Below are 22,068 nucleotides of genomic sequence, written 5' to 3' on the forward strand. Positions count from 1 at the left end.
CTAAAATTAAAATTATATGAATATAATGCGGTGCATTAATTGCAGAATTAGCAATATTTGCAATTTAATTATAAAATATTATAATATCTATTACTTACCTATTTAAGTTCTTTTTTTGAATTATCGCTAAATATATATCATCAAATCCAGCCATTAAATAAGACCGCCAGCCCCCTTTTATATCAGACATCATCGGCAGGAAGGACAGCAATTTGTCCTTCCCTCCCCTGTCATTCCAGCACTTCATTGCATTCAGCATAAACTCCGGCTGGGATCCAGGCCTGGATGCCAGTTCCCCAATCTATGTTGGGGACAAGTTTCACGGGTTGAGCACAGCAAGTAAAATAAGTTTAGCCGAAATGCGCCTTTGGTGCGCATGACAACAAGGACGTTCAAAAAACGAGTATGGGTTATTCCCTATTCAATTGCCAAGTTAATAAAAGGGCGGTGTTCATAAAGAACGCCGCCCTTTTAAGATGTTGTTAAATGATTACCTTAAAAGCATCAACTTTCTGGTGGCGCTGAAATTGCCCGAGATCAATTTATAAAAATAGACCCCCTTGGCCACTTCACGACCATTGTTATCCCTGCCGTTCCAGCTTACGGTATAATTATCGGTAGCCTGCCTGGAATTTACCAGGGTCTTCACTTCGGCGCCCATAATGTTGTATATCGTCAGGCTGGTATGTCCCGGATCTTTTAAAGAGTATCTGATGGCCACTTTGCCGGTGGTGGGGTTGGGATAGCTTTGCTCCAGCTTATAGTCAATTGCCCGTGCCGGCCCGGAATAGCTTACCTGGATCGGCCCGAAGGTGGTTTCCTTGCCGGAGACATCGATCTCCACCAGCTTGAAGTAATATTCCCCTACCGCGGGAATGGAGGCATCGGTGAACTGGTAGTTGCTGGTCTCATAAACGGTGCCGTTGCCGTTTACCGTGCCAACCTCGGCGAAGGACCCGTCCGCCTGGGTCGAGCGTTCGATCCTCCAGGACTGACAGTTGATTTCGCTGGCGGTCTGCCATGACAGCAATATCCCTCCGGATGATGGCGCGGCGGTAAAGCTGGCCAAACTGACCGCGCCGGGCAGGCTGACGGTGGAGGCGAAATTGCCCCGGACGAAATTGGACTTGGTGGCCGTCACCGTCAGCTGGCCGGCATTGGCGGGATTGATGGTGAAGGACGCGTTCCCGCTGGCGTCGCTCAGCTTGGACAGGCAGATATCGGTGGCCTTGGCCGAGCCGTCCTTGGCCGGAACATTCATGTACAGCCCCACCAGGGCGCCCTGGACGTTGGTGTTGTTCTGCTTCTTGACGTTGACATTGAAGGTCTGGGAGCCGGTATTGATGTTGGCATTATAGGTCACGTATTTGAAGGTGTCCGGCAGCTGCGAGCAGAAGGTCATGAAGGGATCGCCGAACACGTGGAACAGATGGCAGGTGAATTCCTTGTAGTCGGCCGGGATGGCCGGGTCGGTGTAGGTCTGGGTCATCAGGTGCCATTTGCCGGAGACCATGGCGAAGGCCGGCCTAAGATCTTCGGTGTAGCGGTCGTAGGTCTGGCCGGTGCCGGCGTTGGGCACATCCCAGTTATTGGTGCTGTTGAAGGTGGGCCACATTCCGTCCATGATCCCCATGATCAGGGCGTCGTTGACGAAGGAGTAGGAAACCTCGGTGGCACACATCACCCCCAGGGCCCCGTAACGGCTGCGGTGGAACTGCTCGGAGAAAGTTCCCCCGGTGGTGGTTTGTTGGAAAGCCCCGGTCTGGCAGTTCATGGAGAAGACGAAGGGATGGTTGGTGTTGGTCAGGCTGGGAATGTTGGTGGAGGTGAAGGCCGGCTCGCCCCAGCCGGTGTACATGCCGTGGTCCCGGTGCATGATCATGAAGGTGCCATTGTTGACGGCCGTCACCACACCGGCCCCGGTGCCGGTGTTCCAGACCATGCCGGAGGGCACGGTGGCCGCGATGTAATTTTCCCCGGCCGGGCCATAGGCCGCCACCAAAGCGCTGGGATCGGTGGTGGACCAGGGGTCGCCGCCCACCGGGCCGGAGGCGTCAACCAATGCATATTGCTGCTGGGTGGTTTTGCTTAATTTGTTCTTCAAAAAGCCCCTGACGATCTCGGAGCACATCCCGAACCAGCGCTCATCCTGCCAGCCGGCCGCCGATAGCGGCAGATTGTAAAAGGTGGCGCTGGAGGGCGGGGCGGTCTCATACCGGATGATCTTCCGCACCATGGTGGAGCAGTGGGTGACGGTCTGGGCCGGCATCCGGGCGAACACCAGCTCCGGGGCCCCGGCGTTATCCCAGGTGGAGGCGGCATTGGTGATATTGATGTCGGCGAAGACGTTGTCCGAGACATACTGGGGGTATCCGGCGGGATGCAGCATCAGCTTGGACGAGGTCAGACCGAAAGCCTTGGTGGTGCTGGCTATGTCGGACATCATCAGCACCGCCAGGGGCTTGGTGGTCCAGGTATTATAAGCATTGTCAATGAAGGCTTCCAGGGAATCTGGGGTGGTGCCGGTCTCGGCGGTGGTGAATATTCCGGTCTTGATCCCCTGCTTCTTGCGGAACAGCTTGAGGGTGTCGGCCCAGGCGATGAAGATGGGATCGTTGGGCACTATGATGATGTATTCGAACTGTCCGGCCTCCTTAGAGGGATCATCGGCGGCCAGCTTCTCGTGGATCTCTGAATATCTGGTGGGCTCCAATGAGCTGTAGTTGATGATGTTCTGCTGCAGGATCCGTTCGAACAGGGGATGGCGGTACAGGTCGTCGCCGAACTCCCCTTTGCCCCCCTCGAAGGTGACCTCGACCTCCATGTCCCGGCGGACGATCAGCTCCCTGGTGACCGGGTTGTATCTGAACGGTGCCAGCGACAGGATGAAGACATCCACCCCCCTCATCTTCTGGACCGGGGATTTGATCACGAAATCACTGGGAAAGAATTCATTCTTGGAATAGACCTCGGAATTTTTAGACAGGGGCTTGAACACCTTGTCCTGCTCGGTGGGTATATCCATGCCCGGGGCGATATCAATATTCTGAAACCGCTCCTCACGGTAGGACAGGATCTTTACCTTGGGGGTAGCCCCGTTGGGGACCGCCACATAATTGCTGATAACCGGCAGGTCGGGATAGCCGGCGCCGATGGGCAGGATCGAACCTTCGGTGACCACGGCCTGGGCCTTGGCTCCCTCAACATCCTTCTCCTCGAAATTGAAGCTGTTGACGGAATAGACCAAATTAAGGCTGCCCTTGGTCTGATTCTTAACTCTGATGCCGCGTTTTGACCAAGAGTCCTTATAGGTGATGGTCTGGGTATTGGCAGCCCAGGAAATTCCGCAGATCGAAACCAGCAAACCAACCATCAACAATCTATGTTTTCCCATCGTACCTCTCCAAGTATAAATTTATATTTATTATATTATAATGCAATTATTATACCATATTGGGATTTTTATTTAAAGTCTAACTCTATGAATATCAATAATATACAAGCGAAGAAAATATCCCTTTGACATATAGCTGTCATAACATGCAAGGATTGATAGCTAATATTTTTAATAACAACGAGTTAACTGTCTGCAATAATTGCGTTATCATGTTATTTTTGTATATTTTCTTTTTGATATAAGGCCCTAAGTTTCCTTAAATTCCAAGCGGCCTCCGAAGCAGGATCAATGGCAGCCCCTTTTGACAGATATATGACAGCCTCCCGGGGTCTGCCCCGGTTGATCAGCATCAGACCCATCCGGTTATAGACCCATATATTCAGCGGATCTATGTCCTTTAAAACCTTCCGGTAATACCTTTCGGCCGTTTTAACGTCTCCCTCCATCTCACGGATATAACCTATATTGCAATAAGCTTCGGCTATATTTTTATCCAAAACGATGGCCCTTAAATATTCCTCCACCGCCTGGCTGTTTTGCCCCTTGGTCAGATAAATATTGCCCAGATTGTTGTGCAGGCTGGCATCCCGGCTGTCAATGGCCAATCCCTGCCGAACATATCGTTCCGCCATGATCAGGTCCCTCTGGTAATAATAATTGAAGGCCGCCAGATACGGCGTCACCATCACTGTATTCTGTCCTATCGCCCGGGATAATTCCTGCTGGAGTTCATCCGGCGGGGCCGCGGGATCGGGGAAGATCGGGTTGAGGAATTTATATTCGTATTCAGTGATCGGGCCTATGTTCCCTTCGATTCTTCTGGCGAACACCAGGCAGATATCGTCCCAATACACCAGGGCCCATTGGTTGCTGGCGGACAGGTATTGATGCAGCCGGCCGCTGAGGGATTTCCCGCTGCGGGGATAGCGCAGCAGGGCCAGGTCAACCTGGTATTTATCCAGCAGGACCGTATCCCCCTTGATGATCCCGATATAATCCCCCAGGATGTATCTGAAGGGCGCCATCCGCCCGTCTATGAAGACCGGGATATTGTTCCAAACCAAATAGCCGCCGTCCATGAGGTCGTTGAGGATCTTCGGATCGGGAAAATTCTCCTTTACGAACCTGGCTCCCTCCACCGGAAAGGCCCGGCTGTCCAGTTTCAAAGGATTTTCCCCGCCCCGCCTCCCGGCAAATCCGGAGCCGGCCAAGACTCCGGCTAAAGCGACACCCAGACAGGCCGCCCAGAAGACCGGTTTGGCCAATTGGTTGGAATATTTTCGGAATAATTTAGCGGGGAAACCGGTGAGTATCTGGCTCCAGTTTGCCGCCGTGAATCCCAAAGTGGCAAAAACGAACAGCGGCAGGAATTTTACGGCATCGAAGGCCAGATAGAAGAAGGCCAGCCACAACAGCAGACTGGACAACCTGAATTTGCGCCAATTCAATATGATCCCCAGGGCGGAGAAGGCCATCCAGCCCAGGCCCCATCTTACCGCGGCGTCGCCCATCATGGAAGGAGAAAAGATGGAGGTGTATTCATGGATGGTGCCGTAGATCAGCCGGTCAAACTCGATCAGCTGGGGGTCGAAATAGAATTTAAAAAAAGGCTTGACCAGCGACAGCCCGTAGGGGTTGGCCAGCACCGCCAGGCCGGCGATAAAAAATCCCAGGGCCATGACCCGGAAGTTGGCCCAGCGTCCCCGGCGAAGACCGGTCAGCAGGGAATCCAGTAGGTATATGAATAGAACCACCAGGCCTGACATCAGACCCAGATGGGAATTGGCCCACAACATGAAACCGGCGGCGGTGATGATAAGGAAGGCTCTGGCCGATATCCCGTCCCGCTCCAAAAGGTCCAGCAGGAAGATCTCGGCCGCCAGGGCCAGAAAGGTGATCAGTTGGACCCTTTCGCTGAAGCCTATCCGTCCGGCCAATGCTGCCAGAACCATGACCGGTAAAACTATCAACGGATTCAAGCCCCTTCCCCGGGCCGCAATCATGGCTATAAAGAAGATCAGGTTCAGCAAAACTATCTTCAATACCACGATCCCCGGGAAGCCGGCGATCTTATGCAGGCCGTACAGGATAAGCGACGGCAGCCATTCGTGCATCACCCAGGGCTGGCCGTAGGCTGTGTGGCTCCAAAGATCAGCCTGTGGTATCTGCCCGCCTTCGGCAATATGCCGGCCGGTGGACAGCATGATCCACAGATCGGGGTCGGAGACCGGGGTCAGCGAGAGCCCGGTGATCAGCACCAGCAGGGAGCAGCCGGCCAGCAGCCATTTCCAGTTATTTTTCATTGACAGTCAGGACGATATGGTGTGGAATCAAATAAAAAGGCTTTCTCCATTACGGAGAAGGCCTTAAAACAGATGGAGGCTTTTTGGAGGCCATCAATCGCGGCCCTGGACAGACAAGGCTCTTTTAACCTCCTCTTCCTGAATATATCCCAATTCCACCAGGCACTCCCCGATCCGCTTCCCGGCGCCCTGCATCTGGCGCCGGCGGGCTTCGTTGATGTGCTCGATGGAAACGTAGCCCAGGGAGACCATGATCTCCCCGATCATCTTTCGCGGTCCCATCATTATAACATCTCGTATCTTTTGATTTGTAAACTTGGTTCGCCTGATTTAAAGAAGGGCGGCGTCCATGTCGGAACGCCGCCCCGGGGTAGGATGGTTTATCTCAAGACCATCATCTTCTTGGTGGCATTGAATTCTCCGGAGTTCAGCTTGTAGAAGTAAACTCCGTTGGAGACCGTCTGCCCCTTGTTGTCCCTGCCGTCCCAGTGAACCGTGTAGAAGTTGGCATCCTGTTTGGCGTTCACCAGGGTCTTGACCTCTTCGCCCAGCAGGTTGTAGATCTTCAGGCTGGTCTGGCCGGGATTCTTAAGCGAGTACTTGATGGTGGTCGGCCGGTTCCCGATGGGGTTGGGGTAATTCTGGGCCATGGCGTATACCGAGCCCACCACCACCGAGATCGGTCCGTGATAGGTCTTCTCGCCGGATTTGGAGATATCTACCAGGCGGTAATAATACACCCCCACCGACGGTACCTGGTCGGTGTAGGAATACTTGTCGCCGTAGGGATTGGTCCCGTCCACGTCGATGGACCAGACATTGGTGAAGTTCTCGTTGTCGGCGGAGCGCTCCAGCTCCCACTTATAGTTGTCCATCTCGGAGGCGGTCTGCCAGTTGATGGTCACCGCATTGCCGCCGGATAGGACGCAGGCGAACTCGGTCAGTTCCACCGCGCCCGGGATCAGCGGAGCGCTCACCGAGGCGCCCCAGGTCCCCTCTCCGTAGTAGTTGACGGTTTTGATGGTGTAGACATAGGCGATCTTGGCTCCGGCGCCTACGTCGGTGTAGGTATGAGTGGCCGGTCCGCCGTAAACATTCTGGACCCTGACCAGCTCGTTGGCCGAGGTGGGCGGAGTGGTGCTTCCCGGAGCCTGGCGGTAGATGATATACTGGGCCACCTTCTGGGCTCCGTCATTGGCCTTCCACCAGGTCAACACATTGTCGGCACCGGTGTCGGTCACCTTGACGCTGTCCGGAGGTGTGGGCAGCACGAAGTCGGTCATGTCCACCTTGTAGATCTTGCCCTCGTCCATGGAGGCGCAGTACAGATAGAACCTGGTGCCGGCGGCGCCGCGGACGAAAGCGGCCGATCCCACCGGGGCGTAGGGAACGCCGGCGGCGTTGGTGGCCTCGATGCCCATGCCGTAGGTGCCGTATGCGCCGTAGCTGGACGGCCCAGGCATGGCTTCGTATCTTTCGCCGGTCAGCGGGTTGCGGCGGAACAACAAGTTATAGTAAATCGCGGAGGTCCAGATGTTGGAGCCGTCGTATTCCAGAGCCCGGCCGTTCCAAAATTCGAATTTGCCGTTTTCGGTGTTCTCATTGTTGCAGGCTGGCTCGTCCCAGCTTAGGCCCAGGCGCTTGACCGCGGTGCCGGAGGCCGGTTTGCTGTATACCATCACCGATTCCGACCATACCGTGTAGTATTGCCAATAGGCCCATAGCGAATCACCTGCCATGGGATCAGGACCGAAAGTGTCGATAACCGAGGGGCCGAAGGCAATACCCCTGATCCTTTTGAGGTAATCGGATCCATTGGTCCCGCTCCAGGAACAGTTGGGGGCCATAAATCCCGATACATGAGTGGTGGCCCGATTGGTCTGGATGACGGAATCCTGCAGGGATATCCACAGGTTCTTGGCATTGTCGATATCGATACCGCCGCCGTAATGGCCGTCATTTTGGTATGAACCATGATTGTTCAGGGAGCGGATGGTGTCGCCGCCTACTCCGCCCACCAACGGGTTGTTGGTGGTATTTTTCTTGATGGCGTAAAGCCTGGTCTGCATTACGGCGTTGTCCAGGTTGGCATTTGAAATAAATACCGTATCGGCCAACACTGCCACCGAGGAGGGCTGGATCCGGTATCCCCAGGTGGTTCCGCCCACCCGGATATTGGTGAAGTCGTAGGTCTTGACCACTTTAAGTCCGCTGACCCTCAGGCCAAAGCTGCTGGTGGTATTGTAGGCCGGAGTGGTGCTGCGGAATACCGCTCCGAACACGATGTCGGTGAACTTGGGAACGTCCTTCTTGATCTTGACCACGAACGGTCCGCTCTGGGCCTCGGCGTTGGTGGCCAATGCTCCGCTGCCTACTGTCTGAAATCCGCCGGTAATGCTCTCCACGTAGGCTCCGCCGGTGACCACATACAGCGAACAGCGGGCCCCGGCGGTAATGGCGGTGCCGGTGTTGCGGAAGGTGACCTTAAGGGTGTCGGTCTCCCAGGGATCCAGCATGGCGTTGTTGTTGTTGGCGGTGTTCAGCACGATGGGATCCTTGACCACCACCGATACATAACCCACCTGGGGAGTGGTGGCGATCATGCCGGTGCGGGCCACCCGGAAGGTCATGGTGGGGCCCTCGGCCGAAATGTCGTAGATCCAGGGGCCATTGGCTGCGAGAGCAGCCGCATTCGCGCCGTTGCTCAGGCAGTGGGGGGTGGACAGCGAGTCTATGGCATTCTCGGTGTAGCCACCGGCCGAGAAATCGTTGGCCGAATAGCAGGCGTTGCTGGGATTGCGGGGGAAGTTGGAATCGTTGGCCAGATAGTTGATGTTGGGGTTGAATCCCGGCTGTTCCACCCAGGAATAATAGTGCTGAACGGTTGGCGGACCGTCGTTGAAACGGCTGCCCCCGCCCATCCGGGTGTCTATATGGGTAATGATCAGACCGCTCTCGGTGGTGCCCACCTCATAGGGGTTGGTCTGGCTGCGCAGTTCCACAAAGAACACCTGGCCGGAATCACGGAAGGCGTTGTTGCGTATCCGCCACAGACGGATGCCGTTGGTGATATTGCCCCGACGGGCCTCACCAGCCGAGTCCAGCGGGGCAATGGTATACTGCCCGTCGCCGCGGTAGAGGCTGGATATGGAGTCGGAATTGCCGACCGCTCCGGCGCTCATCCAGCCGTTGATGCCGTTGGTGAGCTCACCGTCAAGATCGTAAGCCAGGTGGCCGCCGGGGAAGGCCGGCTTGTCGCCGCCCTTGCTGCCGTTATAGGATCCGTTGTCCATTAAAGACCACTCACCCCAGGGGGTGCCGGAGTAGCCGTAGTCGTACAGATCCGGTCCGCCGATCTGATGGAACATCTCGTGGGCGAACACGCCCAACTGCGAGTTCTGGGGACAGACGATCAGATTTCTAATGGTAACCCCGTCCTTGGCAACGCTCACCCCTAGAGACATGGACCAGATATCCTTGGTGTCGCTCGATTCCTCCTGTCCCGGGCCGGGGTGGATCAGGATCAGCCCGTCCGGCGCGAGATCATTGTTCTGGTCGTAATCGATAAAGGGATCGGCGCCGGTCAGGGCGGCATTGTAATAGGTTGAAGTGGGTGCGTCGCCGCTGACGGCGCTGGCCCTGGCCACTCCGGTGGCGATAACCGGCGAAACGCCGCCGTAAAACCAGTCTCTCCTATAGCTGCAGTCAAAATAGAAATTACTCATAGAACCAACTATGGAAGAATCTGGCACATATGGAGAAATGGAATCTCCGGCGACCAGAAAGTTGAACCAGTTGGTAGTGGCCAATGCGTGGTTGTTGGCGGCACTGTGGTCATAGGGGAAGGGACTGTAGGGGTTCTGGCCGGCCTTTTCGGTGGCGGCGTACCAAGCAAAGCTGCTGTCCGAAAAGTCTCCCAGCACCACATTCATATAATTTCTCCCGAGATTAAGCTTGGTGGGGTTGTCCTCGGTTCCGCTCGGACCGTATAGAAAGTCTGTGGACATTTTATGTCGCGTTTCCGTAGACCAATTGATTACCCGGTTGGCGTTCTTGGGCAGTGCTGCCACGGCATCGGAGCTGGGCCGTAAATGCCGGACAAAGGGACACTCGCTCTTGCCGACTATCAGATCGGTGGCCACCAGCAGGCCATTTTCCTGCTTGGCATAGGTCCACCAGCCGTCCTTATTCTGAATTATTGAATACCCATCGGCATCTTCGGCAAAATGAAAATGCTCATCGCCCTTTAAAACAGCCTGGATCTTACCGCCGTCTGGCTGGGTAATAGCTCTCGGCCGGGGATTGGCCGGAATGGCAAAGCTGGTTCCGGTCATGGCCGCGATCATGATGACCGCTAACACCAAAGCCAGAAATCTGAACCTTGACTGCATCTTTGTGCTCCTTTAAAATTGATATTTGTTTAAAGTTTTCTTAAGATTATTGCTATTATTTATATGCATATATTATGCCATATTTATAATGATGTTAAAAAAACTTTATTGTATTGCAATACAAACTATTACGACAGGAAATCTTATTTTTATTTTCAACATTAAATTATCCCAATAGGCAAATTTTACACATAGACATGCAATAGCACATAACTCATTAATTATAATATTGTTAAACGATACGCATAAATTACACTAAAAATTGTGAATTCATACGATTTACGGTCCATTTTTTAAATATTCCCTCAAACTAATTGCAGCTTCAGAGTTTTTATCCAATGATTCACCTATTCTCCAATAATAAAAGGCCTTTTGCCGGTTCCCGCTTTTCATTTCTATTATTCCCAAGCGGTTATATGGCCAAGCATCGCTGGGAGTGACCTTGGTGGCAATGGTATAAAGACGCACCGCCTCCTTGGTGTCCCCTCTGGCCTCCATCACATAACCCCAGTTGCAGTAGGTCAGCCCCAAGTTGACGTCGTATTTGACCGCCTTCTTGTAGGCGGCAATGGCTTGGTCTATCTTCCCCTGCCGCAGGTAAACGTTTCCCAGGTTGTTGTATATCATCGCATTGTAGGGATCCTTTTCCAGGACCAGCTTGAACTCGCGCTCAGCCGTCTGGACATCGTTATGGTAAAAGAAAAAGTTGCCGGCCAGGGTATGTGGCATCAGAGACATCGGTTCCTCATCCAGCTTCCTGGTCAATTCGCCCAAAAAGACCCTGGGCTGTGAATCAAAATCGGGCGTTGCCGGATTTACGAACCGGTATTGATATTTTTCTATTACCCCGGCATACTTTGGAGTTCGGCGGACATAGATCATGCAGGCGTCATCCCAGAACACCAGGGCCCACTGGCCGCTGTCGGTAATCAGCCGGTTCAACCGGTCGAAGGTCCCGGTCTGGCTGGTCTTGCCATAGGCCAGTATTATCCAGTCTATGCCGTATTTATGAATCAGCTCCAAATTGCCCTGGTATATAAGATGGTGGTCCTGTATGATGCTGGTTCCAAAATACGGGCCGATTCGGCCGTCCACAAAGACCGGGATCTGCTTCCAAAGCAAATATCCGCCGATATCGAAATCGTTGAATAGCTTGCCGCCGTCCATATTTGCCCGCAGAAAATCCACCCCCTTATCGGTGTAGATGCGGGGCTTCCACCCCAGTCCAAACCGTTGCCATAAATGTTTCCCGGTCCGCTGATACAGGGCCGCCCCTATTAATACTGCCACAATCAACCCTATAAAAGCGACATTCCCATATTTTTTGCATTTTGCATTTTGAATTTTGAAATTTAGCAATATTGTGTCCCAAGCCCCCTGCCAGTGCCAGCCCACCCCTATCAGGGTGATAAAGACCTGCAGCCATAGAAAGCGGACATAACCGATGGCCCAGTAGGTGAATAATATCCAAAGAACGATAAACGAGAATTTCAGTCTTTTCCAGCCCAGTAATACCCCGATGAACGAAAACACGATCCATATCAACCCGTATATGACCAATGGCTCCCGGGAGAAGCCAGGGGACAGCAGCGGCTGGTATTCCAGGATTGTGGCGGTTATTTGAGTGTCTGCCTTTTGCAGCTCCGGCCGGAAGTAATAGCTCAACGTCATCCAGATATTGCCAAACCCGTAGGGGTTCAGGCCGGTGACGGCAAAGGCAGAGGCAAAGGAAAAACCCGGTTTTTTGATAAGACCCCAAGCTTTCTTTCGGAAGGCGAAGATGATTTCATCAAAAAGATACAATCCGATGATGAAGAGCCCGAACATATAGGTCATGTGGACATTGGCCCACAGGATCATCAGCCCTAGCAAGCCCGACAGGAACAGCGAGTACTTTATCCTGCCGGCCCGGTTGAGCTCCAGCCAGAAAATGAGCAGCACCAGGAAGAAGAACGAAAATATCTGGATCCGTTCGCCAAAACCGTAGCTGGATGCCAGCAGGGCCAGGATCGCCGTTATAAAAGCAATATGGGGCGAGACCCCTTTCAGCTTCATGGTGTACAGCGCCAACCCGAAAGCCGCTGCCAGCAGAAACGCCTTGCAAAGGATTATCCCGTTGATGCCCCACAGCGTAAACAATCCGAAGAAGACCAGGCTGGAGAACCATTCGTGCATCTGCCAGGGCTGGCCATAGGCGGTGTGGCTCCACAGGTCAACGGTGGGCGCCTGGCCGGTATGGACCACATACCGCCCGGTGGCCAGCATGATGTACAGGTCGGGATCCGAGGCCGGGTAGATGGCGGCGGCCAGGACCAGACCGATGACAACGGCAAATACCATCATCCATTGCCAGTTGCAACTTGCTTCAGGAGATTCTATTCCCGTTTTATTTTTCATCGTTTTTAAACACATGTGGAGTTGGATATTTTTTTCGATAACTGAAAATATCGGTTTTTTTAATTACTTGATTTATGAGACAATTAGTATGCCTGACCAGAAGAAACCTTTCGCGCGGATAGCCCCCAATCCTCATTTTGCTCAACTCTGCGGTCTGGCCCAAATTTACTTTATCAAATTTATTTTCGATGGAAAACCTTATTATTGCCAGTAAAAGATTGTTGTATATGCTGAATTCTTCATTCCATCGATCGTTAAACCCGCCAAAAAGGAAATACAGGTACCTCCCTTGCGGTACCAAGAAAGCCCAGGCCAAGACGGTGGTATCCATTTCCAGACCTAAAATATAACTTTCAGTGGGAAATTTAGTAAAAAATTCACGGGGCAAAACAATCGAGTGATATCTTCGGGCAACATCTACATATAAAGAATACGTTTTCTCATCAAGACTGTCGGGTGGGATAGTTAAGGATCGCAACTTGCACCCTATCCTTAATGCATCAGTCACCCTGGATTTATAATCTGAACGGATGGCCCCAAGATATTCAGCGAAAGAACCCCACCTGACATCAAAATCAACGGTAGGATAATGCCTTCGCCACGACCAGCCATCTATCTCCGGCCCAGGCTCACTAAACCCGCTTATCAACTGGAACCCCCCGCCAAAACTGCCCATCACTTCAACCACGTCTTCAACCCGTCCAATATCTGAAAACGCCGGATCGGTGCTGAACGGCATTGACAAGGAACAAACGGTTGCCGGTTGATGAACAGTGATCGGCCCCGCGGTAAAGGGAAGTTCGGAACGGCACACCGGCCCGGCCAGGGGTTTCCTTTCTGGTCTCTTCAGCCAAAAATATTTTTGTTCCAGGGGGCTGTATAAAAACAGATGTCGGAGAACGGGTGTTTTGTTTAAAATATCATCCGCCCGATATAACATATCCCACTCTTCGGGCAGTTCATCCGGACGGTCGAATACCTTTATTTCAGCGTTATTTTTTAACTGCTTTGACATAGATCATAACCGAATTTGAGATGTGCGGGATCATTGTTATCGGACCGTCATAACTAAACTGAATTTTATGGAAGCCCGATTTATCCAGCCAATCCTTCAGCCTCATTTGTTTATATCTTTTCAACGGATGATATTTTTCATCCTCCTCCCGAGGGAGCAAGATTTCTTTTGATTTTATCAGTGCGGATTCTCTGGTTTTTACACCAGGGAAATAACCCCGGGCCAATAAAATGTGCACCGGCCAAAACGGTAATTCCCAAAGGCTGTGTTGGCGCAACGTTGTCAGCAACAGCATTCCTCCGGGCTTCATTGCCCTTGATACACTCCGAATATATTCGCGGGGATCATCTGCTGTCTGCAGAACGCCGAACAGCAAAATAACATCAAAGATGCCTGGTTTAAAAGGCAAATTAGACACATCTCCTCCGACCAGACCCCAAATTTGCCGGTTATCGCTATGAGGGTTTATTTTAAGTGCTTTCAGCGAAAAATCAAGACCCACCATATTGCAGCCGGGTTTCGATAACTGGTCAAAGTATAATCCCGGGCCGCAGCCCAGGTCAGCAATCAGAAGATTTTTCAGGCCGCGGGGATAATGCCGCCTTAAGTTCTGCTTCAGGTATTTTCGCTGGTTATCAACGATATAGGCATACCACCAACTTGAACGCTGCCAATCGGGGATGTCCATAAGAGCCAGTTGGTCGAATTTCCGGTGCCAGAATTTTTCCGATTTTTCCAAATATTCCTCCCGTGATTTCAATCTGCCGGGCAATGACAATTAATTTCGTTTGATCCTTTTCAATTTCATATACGCTATATTCTTTATATGCCGAATCTCCGGCTGACAGTCCCTGATGTCGAATATTCTGGCGGTATTATCTCTATTCCGCAGCTGGCGCAGAAAAGAATTTCGCCAGGGCATAAGCCGCTCCTTGGCCCATTCGTCAAAATAGACCCAGTAAAACCCCGGCTTGGCGGTCCTGGGTTCTCGGGGTTGTACGCCCATGGCCAGTTCGGCGGCAGTGACGGCCAGGCTGGCCCCGGCCATTTGCGACACCCTCTGCCCCAGTCCGTAGCGGGGATTAAACTCGATGAACTGGAACTCTCCGGTATCCCAGTTACGCATGAACTCGATGTCGCAGATGCCGGAATAATTTATCTGTCTTAAAAATTTCATCCCGGCGTCGTATAACTCCTGATGATATATGGTTCGGATCACCACCCCGCTGCCGTAGGGTTGGGGATCGGCCTTGAGTTTTTGAGCCATACATACGGCAAAGGGTATCCCGTTCTTGACCGTCGCTCCGAACAGGAACTGATTATAATCCACCCCGGGGATCACTTTTTGTATCATTGGTTTGAAACCCAAACCGATTATTCTTTTACAGGCTTGGTTCAGCTCAACGTCATTGTTGGCCACAATGACCTTTTTCCCCAGCGCGTCCCGAAAGGGCATTGATTTTGGGGAAAATCTGGCTTTGACCACCACCGGAAATCTGATGTTTTTAGCCGGCTCATTATTTTCATCCAATACCGAGCTATGGGGTACGGCGATCCCCGCCGATACCGCCATCTGTAGCTGGTTCCATTTATCCATCAGAGAGTCAATCTCATCAATCGGGCAAGCCAGCATTTTAAACTGCCTAGATAGCTCACCTTGATTGTGGGAAACCCACCGGCGGTACCCGTCGCTGGCCCCTATGATCACTTTCTCCCCATCAAGTTCGCTGGCTACTTTAAATAGCCCGGCCATAAGTGCATCTGGAGAGTCCTGGGGCAATGGAAGAATGATTCCCGTTACACCCCTGGCATTGATTGCAATGTCGTTCTTGGAATACCCCACTACCACTACGCCATAACCTGCATCGCGCAGTTCGCGGGCCATTTCTAATCCCAAAAAGTTACCCCCGAGTATGAATACGGTCGGTTTCATAATAATTTTTTGTTAACAACTCATTTCAATTATAAGAATACTATGTCCGATAATTAGCTGTCCCCTTTAGCCGATACAATATTCCAGCAATGAATCTAATTAATAACCGCTTAATTGAATATTTTTGCATTAGTTTAACTTTTTCCCAGAAAGGCAAAGCTGTCATAACCAACCAATAAAATTTCTTATAATATTCATCAAGCGACAGCCGGGTTGGAAGTACGGTATGAACTATATCCCAATAGTCCCAGTTGTTGGTTATAAGAACATGCCTATTATTTTCCCATATTGAAGATCCCGGGAATGGTGTTAATATCTGGAAATCGGCCTGCCATAACTTTTGTTGTTGCACGTACTGTTTTAGTTTACTGAAATCTTCAGCAGTATAATCTTGATCCACGATAAATGTCGCAATAATCATTATACCAAGGTCTTGAAGTATCCTTGTCGCCTTTTGTTGTGTATTTAGATCTGCCTGCTTATTGTATTTCCTTAAGGACTCTTCAGCATACGACTCGTAACCTACAATCACAGCTTCCAGACCTATCTCCTTCCAGGCTTTAAACAGATCTGGGTTATTGACCACCGAATCGGTTCTGGACCAGAGATAATATTTTTTTTTGATGCCTTCCTGCTTGATCAACCTTGCCAATTCCATCATTCTCATAGGGTCTATCATACTTTCATCGTCGGTGAAGTAGATCGCTTTAGCCTTTATTCCCTTCAATTCTCTAACGATATTCCTTATGTCCCGAGTTAAATATCTGCCGTCAGTGATCCCCCATAAAGCGCAAAAACTGCACCGGAAAGGGCATCCTACCGAGCTGCGTACAATTGCACAATCTTCATGCCAATCATAATGATATTTACCCTTGTATTTTTCGACCAGATCGCGGCGGGGAAAAGGCAGGTCATCCAAGTCTGGGTGAACCCTTGGTTTGTTGAAGACCCTCTTCCCATCTTTAAGATATCCAATTCCATCGATATTCTCGAATTCCCACTCAACTTTTATCAAATCCCTGATTGCACTGCATCCTTCACCCATTACTATCAGATTGATATACGGCGTATCGAAATCTTCCGGCCGGACAGTGGCATGGTGTCCACCCACCAGTACTAATGTGTTGGGCAACATTTCTTTGATTTTTTTGGACAATCTGTTTATTTGATTTACATGTATGGCAAATCCTGTGAATCCTACAATTGCGGGTTTTTCCTTTACTAAAAACTTTTCCAGCCTCCTTTCCAACCGCATATCGATAATCCTGATGTCATACCCTTCCATTGCGGCTGCGATATATTCCAATGCAATGGGTTCCAGCATCAGTATGTCCGGGCGCACTTGGCTACGATCACCGGATGGAGGATAAATTAAGAATACTTTATTGTTATTAAATTTCATTGTTTCAAAATATTTCTGTTACGCGCTGCAATTTGTTCAATGCCTTGTTTAACAAATATCTTGGAAGTATTTTGAACTTATCAATTAGGGGAATCAGATCCGAACTCAACCTTTGATAGTGTTTATAAAATTCACTTTCTGGAAGACTTGTTGGCACGACGCTATGCTCACAATCCCATAGATCCCAGTTATTTTCAACTATTTCCCCTTTGCGATCTTCCCACAACTGAGAGCCTGGCAATGGAGTAAGAATCCCAAAGGCAGAACGCCAGAGCTTTTCTTGAATTACTATTTTCTTTATACTTGTAAAATCTTCGACAGTGCTGCGGGGATCTATCATGAACATCGGCTCAATTTTCAACCCCAGCCTTTTGGCCACTTCTAATGCTTTAAATATTATTGCCTTTGTTTCTTGTTTATTCAAGGCCAATAAGCCTTCATCATTATAGGTCTCAAATCCCACATCAATACCCTCCAGTCCGATATCTTTCCATGCTTTGAAAAGGTCAGGATGATTTATAACCGAATCTGCCCTAGCCATCAGATAATATCTCTTTTTTACACCGCATTGCTTTAACCGGCTTGCCAGATTCATCATCCTTGGGTAATCTATCATGCTTTCATCGTCAACTAAAAATATATTTTTTTCCTGTACGCTCTTGATTTCTTCAACCACCATATCAATGTTCCGGGTAAGGTACCTTCCTTGTGTCAGGTTGTATGTCGAACAAAAGGTACAGCGGAATGGGCATCCCATGGAAGTTCTTACCAGTGCCCTGTTTTCGTTCCATACATAATGATATCTTCTACGATACTGTTTTGTAAGAACCCTCCGCGGTAAAGGCAGTTCGTCTAGGGACGGATGAATTCTCTTTGGGTTATATATACGTTTCCCATTGTGCATGTATGCAATTCCCGCTATTACCCTAAGGTTATCGGGGGATTGAAATATTTCCCTTACGGACGAACAACCTTCTCCCATTATTATGATATCTACCCCCGGCACATCAAAATCTTGTGGAAGGACAGTTGCATGATGACCTCCCACCCAAATTGCTAAATCTGGCAGTAACTCTTTTGCCAACTTGATAAGTTTTAATATGGGATTGACATGTATTGTCAGACCTGAAAAACCGATCAGATCCGGCTTAAATGCTCTTATCCGCTTTTCAAAATTTTCGCCAAACCTGAGATCGATAATCTGAACATTTTTGCCGGGCATTGCAGCCGCGATATATTCCAATCCCAAAGGTTCAAGCATCCATACGTTCCGCCCGATCATACCCGAATTGCCGTTGGGCGGATAAACCAATAATACCTTATTTATATTCTTATACATTTTACAAAACAGGTTGATCAAGTAATGCCAATTTGGGTTTATTGAACGAAAACTCCGTCTCCATCGGCACAAAATAGGCCCCGGCCCCTTCAATGCAGATCATATCCCCGATGGAAAGCTCCGGCAGTTTAACCCCAGCAAACAACCGGTCCCAAGGCATGCAAGTGGGGCCCACAATATCATACGATTTGCCGGTCCCGCTGCTCTTTACCAAAACGGATACTCTCCTGGTCTCCCCCACCAATGGCCCGGCGGCGCCCACCCGTCCGCCGTCGACAATGGCATAATTTTTCCTGCCGGACAGGCGTAGGCCGACCACTCTGATCACCAGGATCTGAGCATCCCCGGTTATCAAACGGCCCGGCTCGGTCCACATTTCAAGGCTCTCCAAATCATACTTCGCTCTGGCCTGTTTGAAGTATCCGGCTGTTTCCGCCAACACCTCAAACCCGTCATCCGGCCCTGCCACCGGTCCCGGCCACTGCCTGTCCCAGAGCCTTAGCCAGCCCTGCTCCCAAAGCGTCAGCAGACGCATATCCTTCCCGGGGAAGCCCCCTCCGATGTCCAGGGCCCTGATATCGGTTCCCAGTTTTCTGTTTACGGTTCCGATAAAGGCCAGGGATTCATCTATCGCCCGACGATAGGCTGCTGAATTGCTGCTGCCCAGATGGAAATGGATGGCTTTGAGGTCAAGTTTTTTGTTAGCGCATATTTTTTCGGCCAGGGCATAGGCCGAACCGTCCTTGATGATATGCCCGAACTGGCCCTGCCAGCCCACCGATGGTCGCACCCGCAGCCCCAGACCGATCTTGTATCCGACATCCTTTGACAGCTGGCTAACGATATCCAGTTCCTGCGGGGCATCTATATTTATGCATTTGATCTTTTTCTCCACTGCCGTCTGCAGGGCCGCCGGGGATTTGTAGATCCCGTTGAAAACGATACTGTCCGGAGACACCCCCAACGACAGGGCCAGGTTCAGCTCCCGCTCCGAGATCACCTCGGCCCCGGCCCCATTTTGGTGCAGAACCTTCAGAGCCTCCGGCACCGGATTGGTCTTGTAGGAATAGAAGATATTATCCTGCCAGCCATAGGGGGCCAAAGCCCGGCGGGCCCGGGTCAGGTTGCCGGACAGCATCCCGGAGGAGGCGATCTCCAGCGGAGTGCCGTGTTCTTCGACCGCCTCCATTATGTCCTTTGGATCAAATCCCGGAATATCCATTGACAGTCCCCGTTCAAAGTTTGATGTTCTTGTATGCCGGATTTATCTTTGCGGCGGTCCCAAACTCCCTTTGGGCCTCCGTCAGCCGTTTCTCCGCCCGGTAGACATGGCCCAGATTCAGATGTCCCTCTGCCCTCTCCGGGGCCGCCCTGACAGCCCTCTCCAGCCAGTTCCTAGCTCGTACTGTATTTCCGGCCCGGAACTCGATCACCCCCAAGTTGAGCAGGGCCTCAAAATTGTTTTGATCCAATTTCAATATTTCCTGAAATGATCGGCGGGCCTCCGCATAACGTCCGGCCTCGGCCAGTGAGGCGCCCAGCGCCACTTTGGCATCGATATTGGACGGAGCAATCACTGTTTCCCGCCGATAGCAATCGGCGGCCCGGTCGTATTCCTTAAGCCTGTCCAGAGCCTGGCCCAGATTGTAATTGGCTCCGGGATGATCCGGATGGACGGCCAATAACCCGGAAAAAACATCCCTAGCCATTTCCGGGCGGTGATTGTTCAGGTAGAGCAGCCCCAGATTGGTCAACAGCTTGGGATCTCCGGGATTGGCCTGCCTGGCTTTTAAATAATACCTCTCGGCCAGGACCGGATCGCCGCGCCGGGCTGACACCAGACCCATGGACATATTGGCAAGCCAGGAATTGGGGGTGGCCTTGGCCGCCCTAGCCCAGGCGGTTTCCCGGGTCCTGAATCCTGAGGCATGTATCACATTGACAAAGATAAGAAGCATTACCAACAGCCCTGCCGGGACCACCCAGGCCTTGTTTTTCAGGGAAAAGCCCGATAACACTCCGGTCTCCAGCAACGCCAGGACCAGCCCCATCAGGGGCAGATAAAGCCGGTGTTCCAGAAAGGTGCGGTTAGGTAGGGCTGGAAGCAAAAAAAGCACATAACACAGCAATCCCAGAATCATCCCCTGCGGCCTGGCAGGCCTCAGCTTCCAGAAGGCCCAGGCCAACAGGGCCACGGCGATAAACCCCGGCAGTACATTCACGTCCAGGTAATCGGGCGCCAGCGAAAGATTGAACGGCAGCAGGATCTTGCCGGTATAGGACAGAAAGCCTTTCCCGGCATACCGCAAACCATCCATCACCGGGACATCACCGCCCGGCCTTCCGGCTGCCGATATCCGCCTGACAATGAACCACAACGCCGCCAGACCGGCCAGGGCCGCCCCGGCATTAACCGCCTGCCTCCGGCTGCTGTTGGTCATCCTCATCAATGCCCAGAGGGGAAGGATCAGCAAAAAGATGACCGCTGTCTCCTTGGTGAACAGGGCCAGCAGAAATGACGCCGAAGATGCCAGCAGCCAGCGCCCGGAGCCGCCCTTGAAATACCGGATCAGCCCGATGGCCGAAAACAGCAGAAAGGATGCCAGCAGGACGTCGTTGCGACCCGGGACCCAGGCCACCGCTTGGACCAGAGCCGGATGGACCCCGATGACCAGGGCTCCCAGAAAGGCCGGCTCCTTTGCATGCCCGGCCTGTGTCAGCAGCCACATCAGCAGGCAGCAGGCCAGAATGTGAAGCAGGATGTTGGACAGGTGGTAGAGCCAGGGAGCGCCGCCCCCGATGGCGGTATCGGCCAATAGGGACAGGGAAAGTACCGGGCGGAAATAGAAGATCCCTGTTTTATCACCGAAGACGTCCCCGGTCAATATCCTGATCAGCGGGGTATGCTCATGCAGCTGCTGGCGGCTGAGGTTCACCAAAGAGAGGTCATCAAAATCGATGAACCCGAAACCCACGGCCTGGGAGTATACCAAAATAATCACCAGCCCCAACAGCAGACATGGTCTCCATCCTGGGAATCGACCGGCATCGGCCACCAACCCATTTCCGGGGGTCCGCTTTTTATCTGTCTTTCTGATACGCCTGGGAGTCATCTATCTTTTGATCCCCTCTAAAACTATCCACCAGCCGGTAAATATTTTCATCCTGGTATCCAGCCGGCCCCATTTGCGGCAGGCGCCGATCATCATGCCGTTTATCCGGTCGGCAATCGGATTATCGAGTCGGTCAAAATGTTCGATCAGGGTGGTGAGCCCAATGGGCACATGCATGATAGCCGTCGACCGCCCGACGGCAAACTCGGCCTGCTCCAGCAATGCTGTTGTCTCTCTCAGAGAATAGAAATAATCCGTCTGATATTCGTGTTTTTTGAACCTCTCGGCCAGCCTGACCCCCGACTTGAAAAAAGGATTGTCGGCGGAGTTCAGGGCCAGCACCAGTTTCCCCCCGGGTTTGAGGATCCTATGGCACTCGGACAGGGCCTGGTCTATTTCCGGGAAGTGGTCAAAGGTCGACGGGGAGATTATCACCTCCAGGCTTTCATCTGCCAGAGGGATCATGGTGGCATCGCCCGATATGATTCCGATGTCAATGTTATGCCGTTTGAAATGCTCCCCGGCCCTGAAACAAAATTTGGTGGATATATCCATTCCCCAGACATCGTTGGCTGGACCGCTAAGATATCCATAGACCCCGGTATTGCCGAAGGCGGCTTCGTATAGGTCGGTGATCAGGACACTTTTATCATTCCCGATTCCCCATTCTTCCAGCAGGCCGGTGTATTCACGGTTTTTATATTCGGTCAATCCGGGAATAAGATAATAGCCGCCTGCTTTGTCTGCCACACTATCCCAATAGGCCCGGCCGGGGCCC

Annotated in this window: 13 protein-coding genes; all 13 read right to left on the reverse strand. The window is 51.7% G+C overall.

Annotated elements, in window-relative coordinates; genetic code table 11:
• Positions 1–490: 490 nt before the first annotated feature.
• Complete coding sequence (locus RDU76_07210) at positions 491–3,394, reverse strand: C25 family cysteine peptidase (GenBank protein MDQ7798715.1); 2,904 nt, start codon at positions 3,392–3,394, stop codon at positions 491–493.
• 215 nt (positions 3,395–3,609) lie between these two features.
• Positions 3,610–5,700 carry a tetratricopeptide repeat protein gene (locus tag RDU76_07215; GenBank protein ID MDQ7798716.1) on the reverse strand — a complete coding sequence of 697 codons (2,091 nt, stop codon included), beginning with the start codon at positions 5,698–5,700 and terminating at the stop codon, positions 3,610–3,612.
• 93 nt (positions 5,701–5,793) lie between these two features.
• Positions 5,794–5,985 (reverse strand): hypothetical protein, encoded by a 192-nt coding sequence (locus RDU76_07220; GenBank protein ID MDQ7798717.1) that lies wholly within the window; start codon positions 5,983–5,985, stop codon positions 5,794–5,796.
• Positions 5,986–6,080: 95 nt separating this feature from the next.
• On the reverse strand, positions 6,081–10,091 hold the full coding sequence (locus RDU76_07225; protein ID MDQ7798718.1) for an immune inhibitor A: 4,011 nt from the start codon (positions 10,089–10,091) through the stop codon (positions 6,081–6,083).
• A gap of 279 nt (positions 10,092–10,370) precedes the next feature.
• Positions 10,371–12,488, reverse strand: a complete 2,118-nt coding sequence (locus RDU76_07230; GenBank protein ID MDQ7798719.1) for a tetratricopeptide repeat protein — start codon at positions 12,486–12,488, stop codon at positions 10,371–10,373.
• Positions 12,478–13,503, reverse strand: coding sequence for a GNAT family N-acetyltransferase (locus RDU76_07235; GenBank protein ID MDQ7798720.1), 1,026 nt, complete (start codon positions 13,501–13,503; stop codon positions 12,478–12,480). The genes RDU76_07230 and RDU76_07235 overlap by 11 nt, the downstream gene beginning before the upstream one ends.
• Positions 13,481–14,242, reverse strand: coding sequence for a methyltransferase domain-containing protein (locus RDU76_07240; GenBank protein ID MDQ7798721.1), 762 nt, complete (start codon positions 14,240–14,242; stop codon positions 13,481–13,483). Before RDU76_07240 ends, RDU76_07235 begins: the two co-directional genes overlap by 23 nt.
• Before the next feature lie 39 nt (positions 14,243–14,281).
• On the reverse strand, positions 14,282–15,388 hold the full coding sequence (locus tag RDU76_07245) for a hypothetical protein (GenBank protein MDQ7798722.1): 1,107 nt from the start codon (positions 15,386–15,388) through the stop codon (positions 14,282–14,284).
• A gap of 88 nt (positions 15,389–15,476) precedes the next feature.
• Positions 15,477–16,760: a radical SAM protein gene (locus RDU76_07250; GenBank protein MDQ7798723.1), complete on the reverse strand. Its 1,284-nt coding sequence runs from the start codon at positions 16,758–16,760 to the stop codon at positions 15,477–15,479.
• An 82-nt stretch (positions 16,761–16,842) separates the two neighbouring features.
• Entirely contained in the window at positions 16,843–18,099 is a 1,257-nt protein-coding gene (locus RDU76_07255) for a radical SAM protein (protein MDQ7798724.1), read from the reverse strand.
• 79 nt (positions 18,100–18,178) lie between these two features.
• Positions 18,179–19,399: a hypothetical protein gene (locus RDU76_07260; GenBank protein ID MDQ7798725.1), complete on the reverse strand. Its 1,221-nt coding sequence runs from the start codon at positions 19,397–19,399 to the stop codon at positions 18,179–18,181.
• A 13-nt stretch (positions 19,400–19,412) separates the two neighbouring features.
• On the reverse strand, positions 19,413–21,179 hold the full coding sequence (locus RDU76_07265; protein MDQ7798726.1) for a tetratricopeptide repeat protein: 1,767 nt from the start codon (positions 21,177–21,179) through the stop codon (positions 19,413–19,415).
• Positions 21,180–21,290: 111 nt separating this feature from the next.
• Positions 21,291–22,040, reverse strand: a complete 750-nt coding sequence (locus RDU76_07270) for a class I SAM-dependent methyltransferase (GenBank protein MDQ7798727.1) — start codon at positions 22,038–22,040, stop codon at positions 21,291–21,293.
• Positions 22,041–22,068 lie beyond the last annotated feature (28 nt).

It is taken from the genome of Candidatus Edwardsbacteria bacterium (assembly GCA_031082425.1).
GTDB lineage: Bacteria > Edwardsbacteria > AC1 > AC1 > EtOH8 > UBA2226.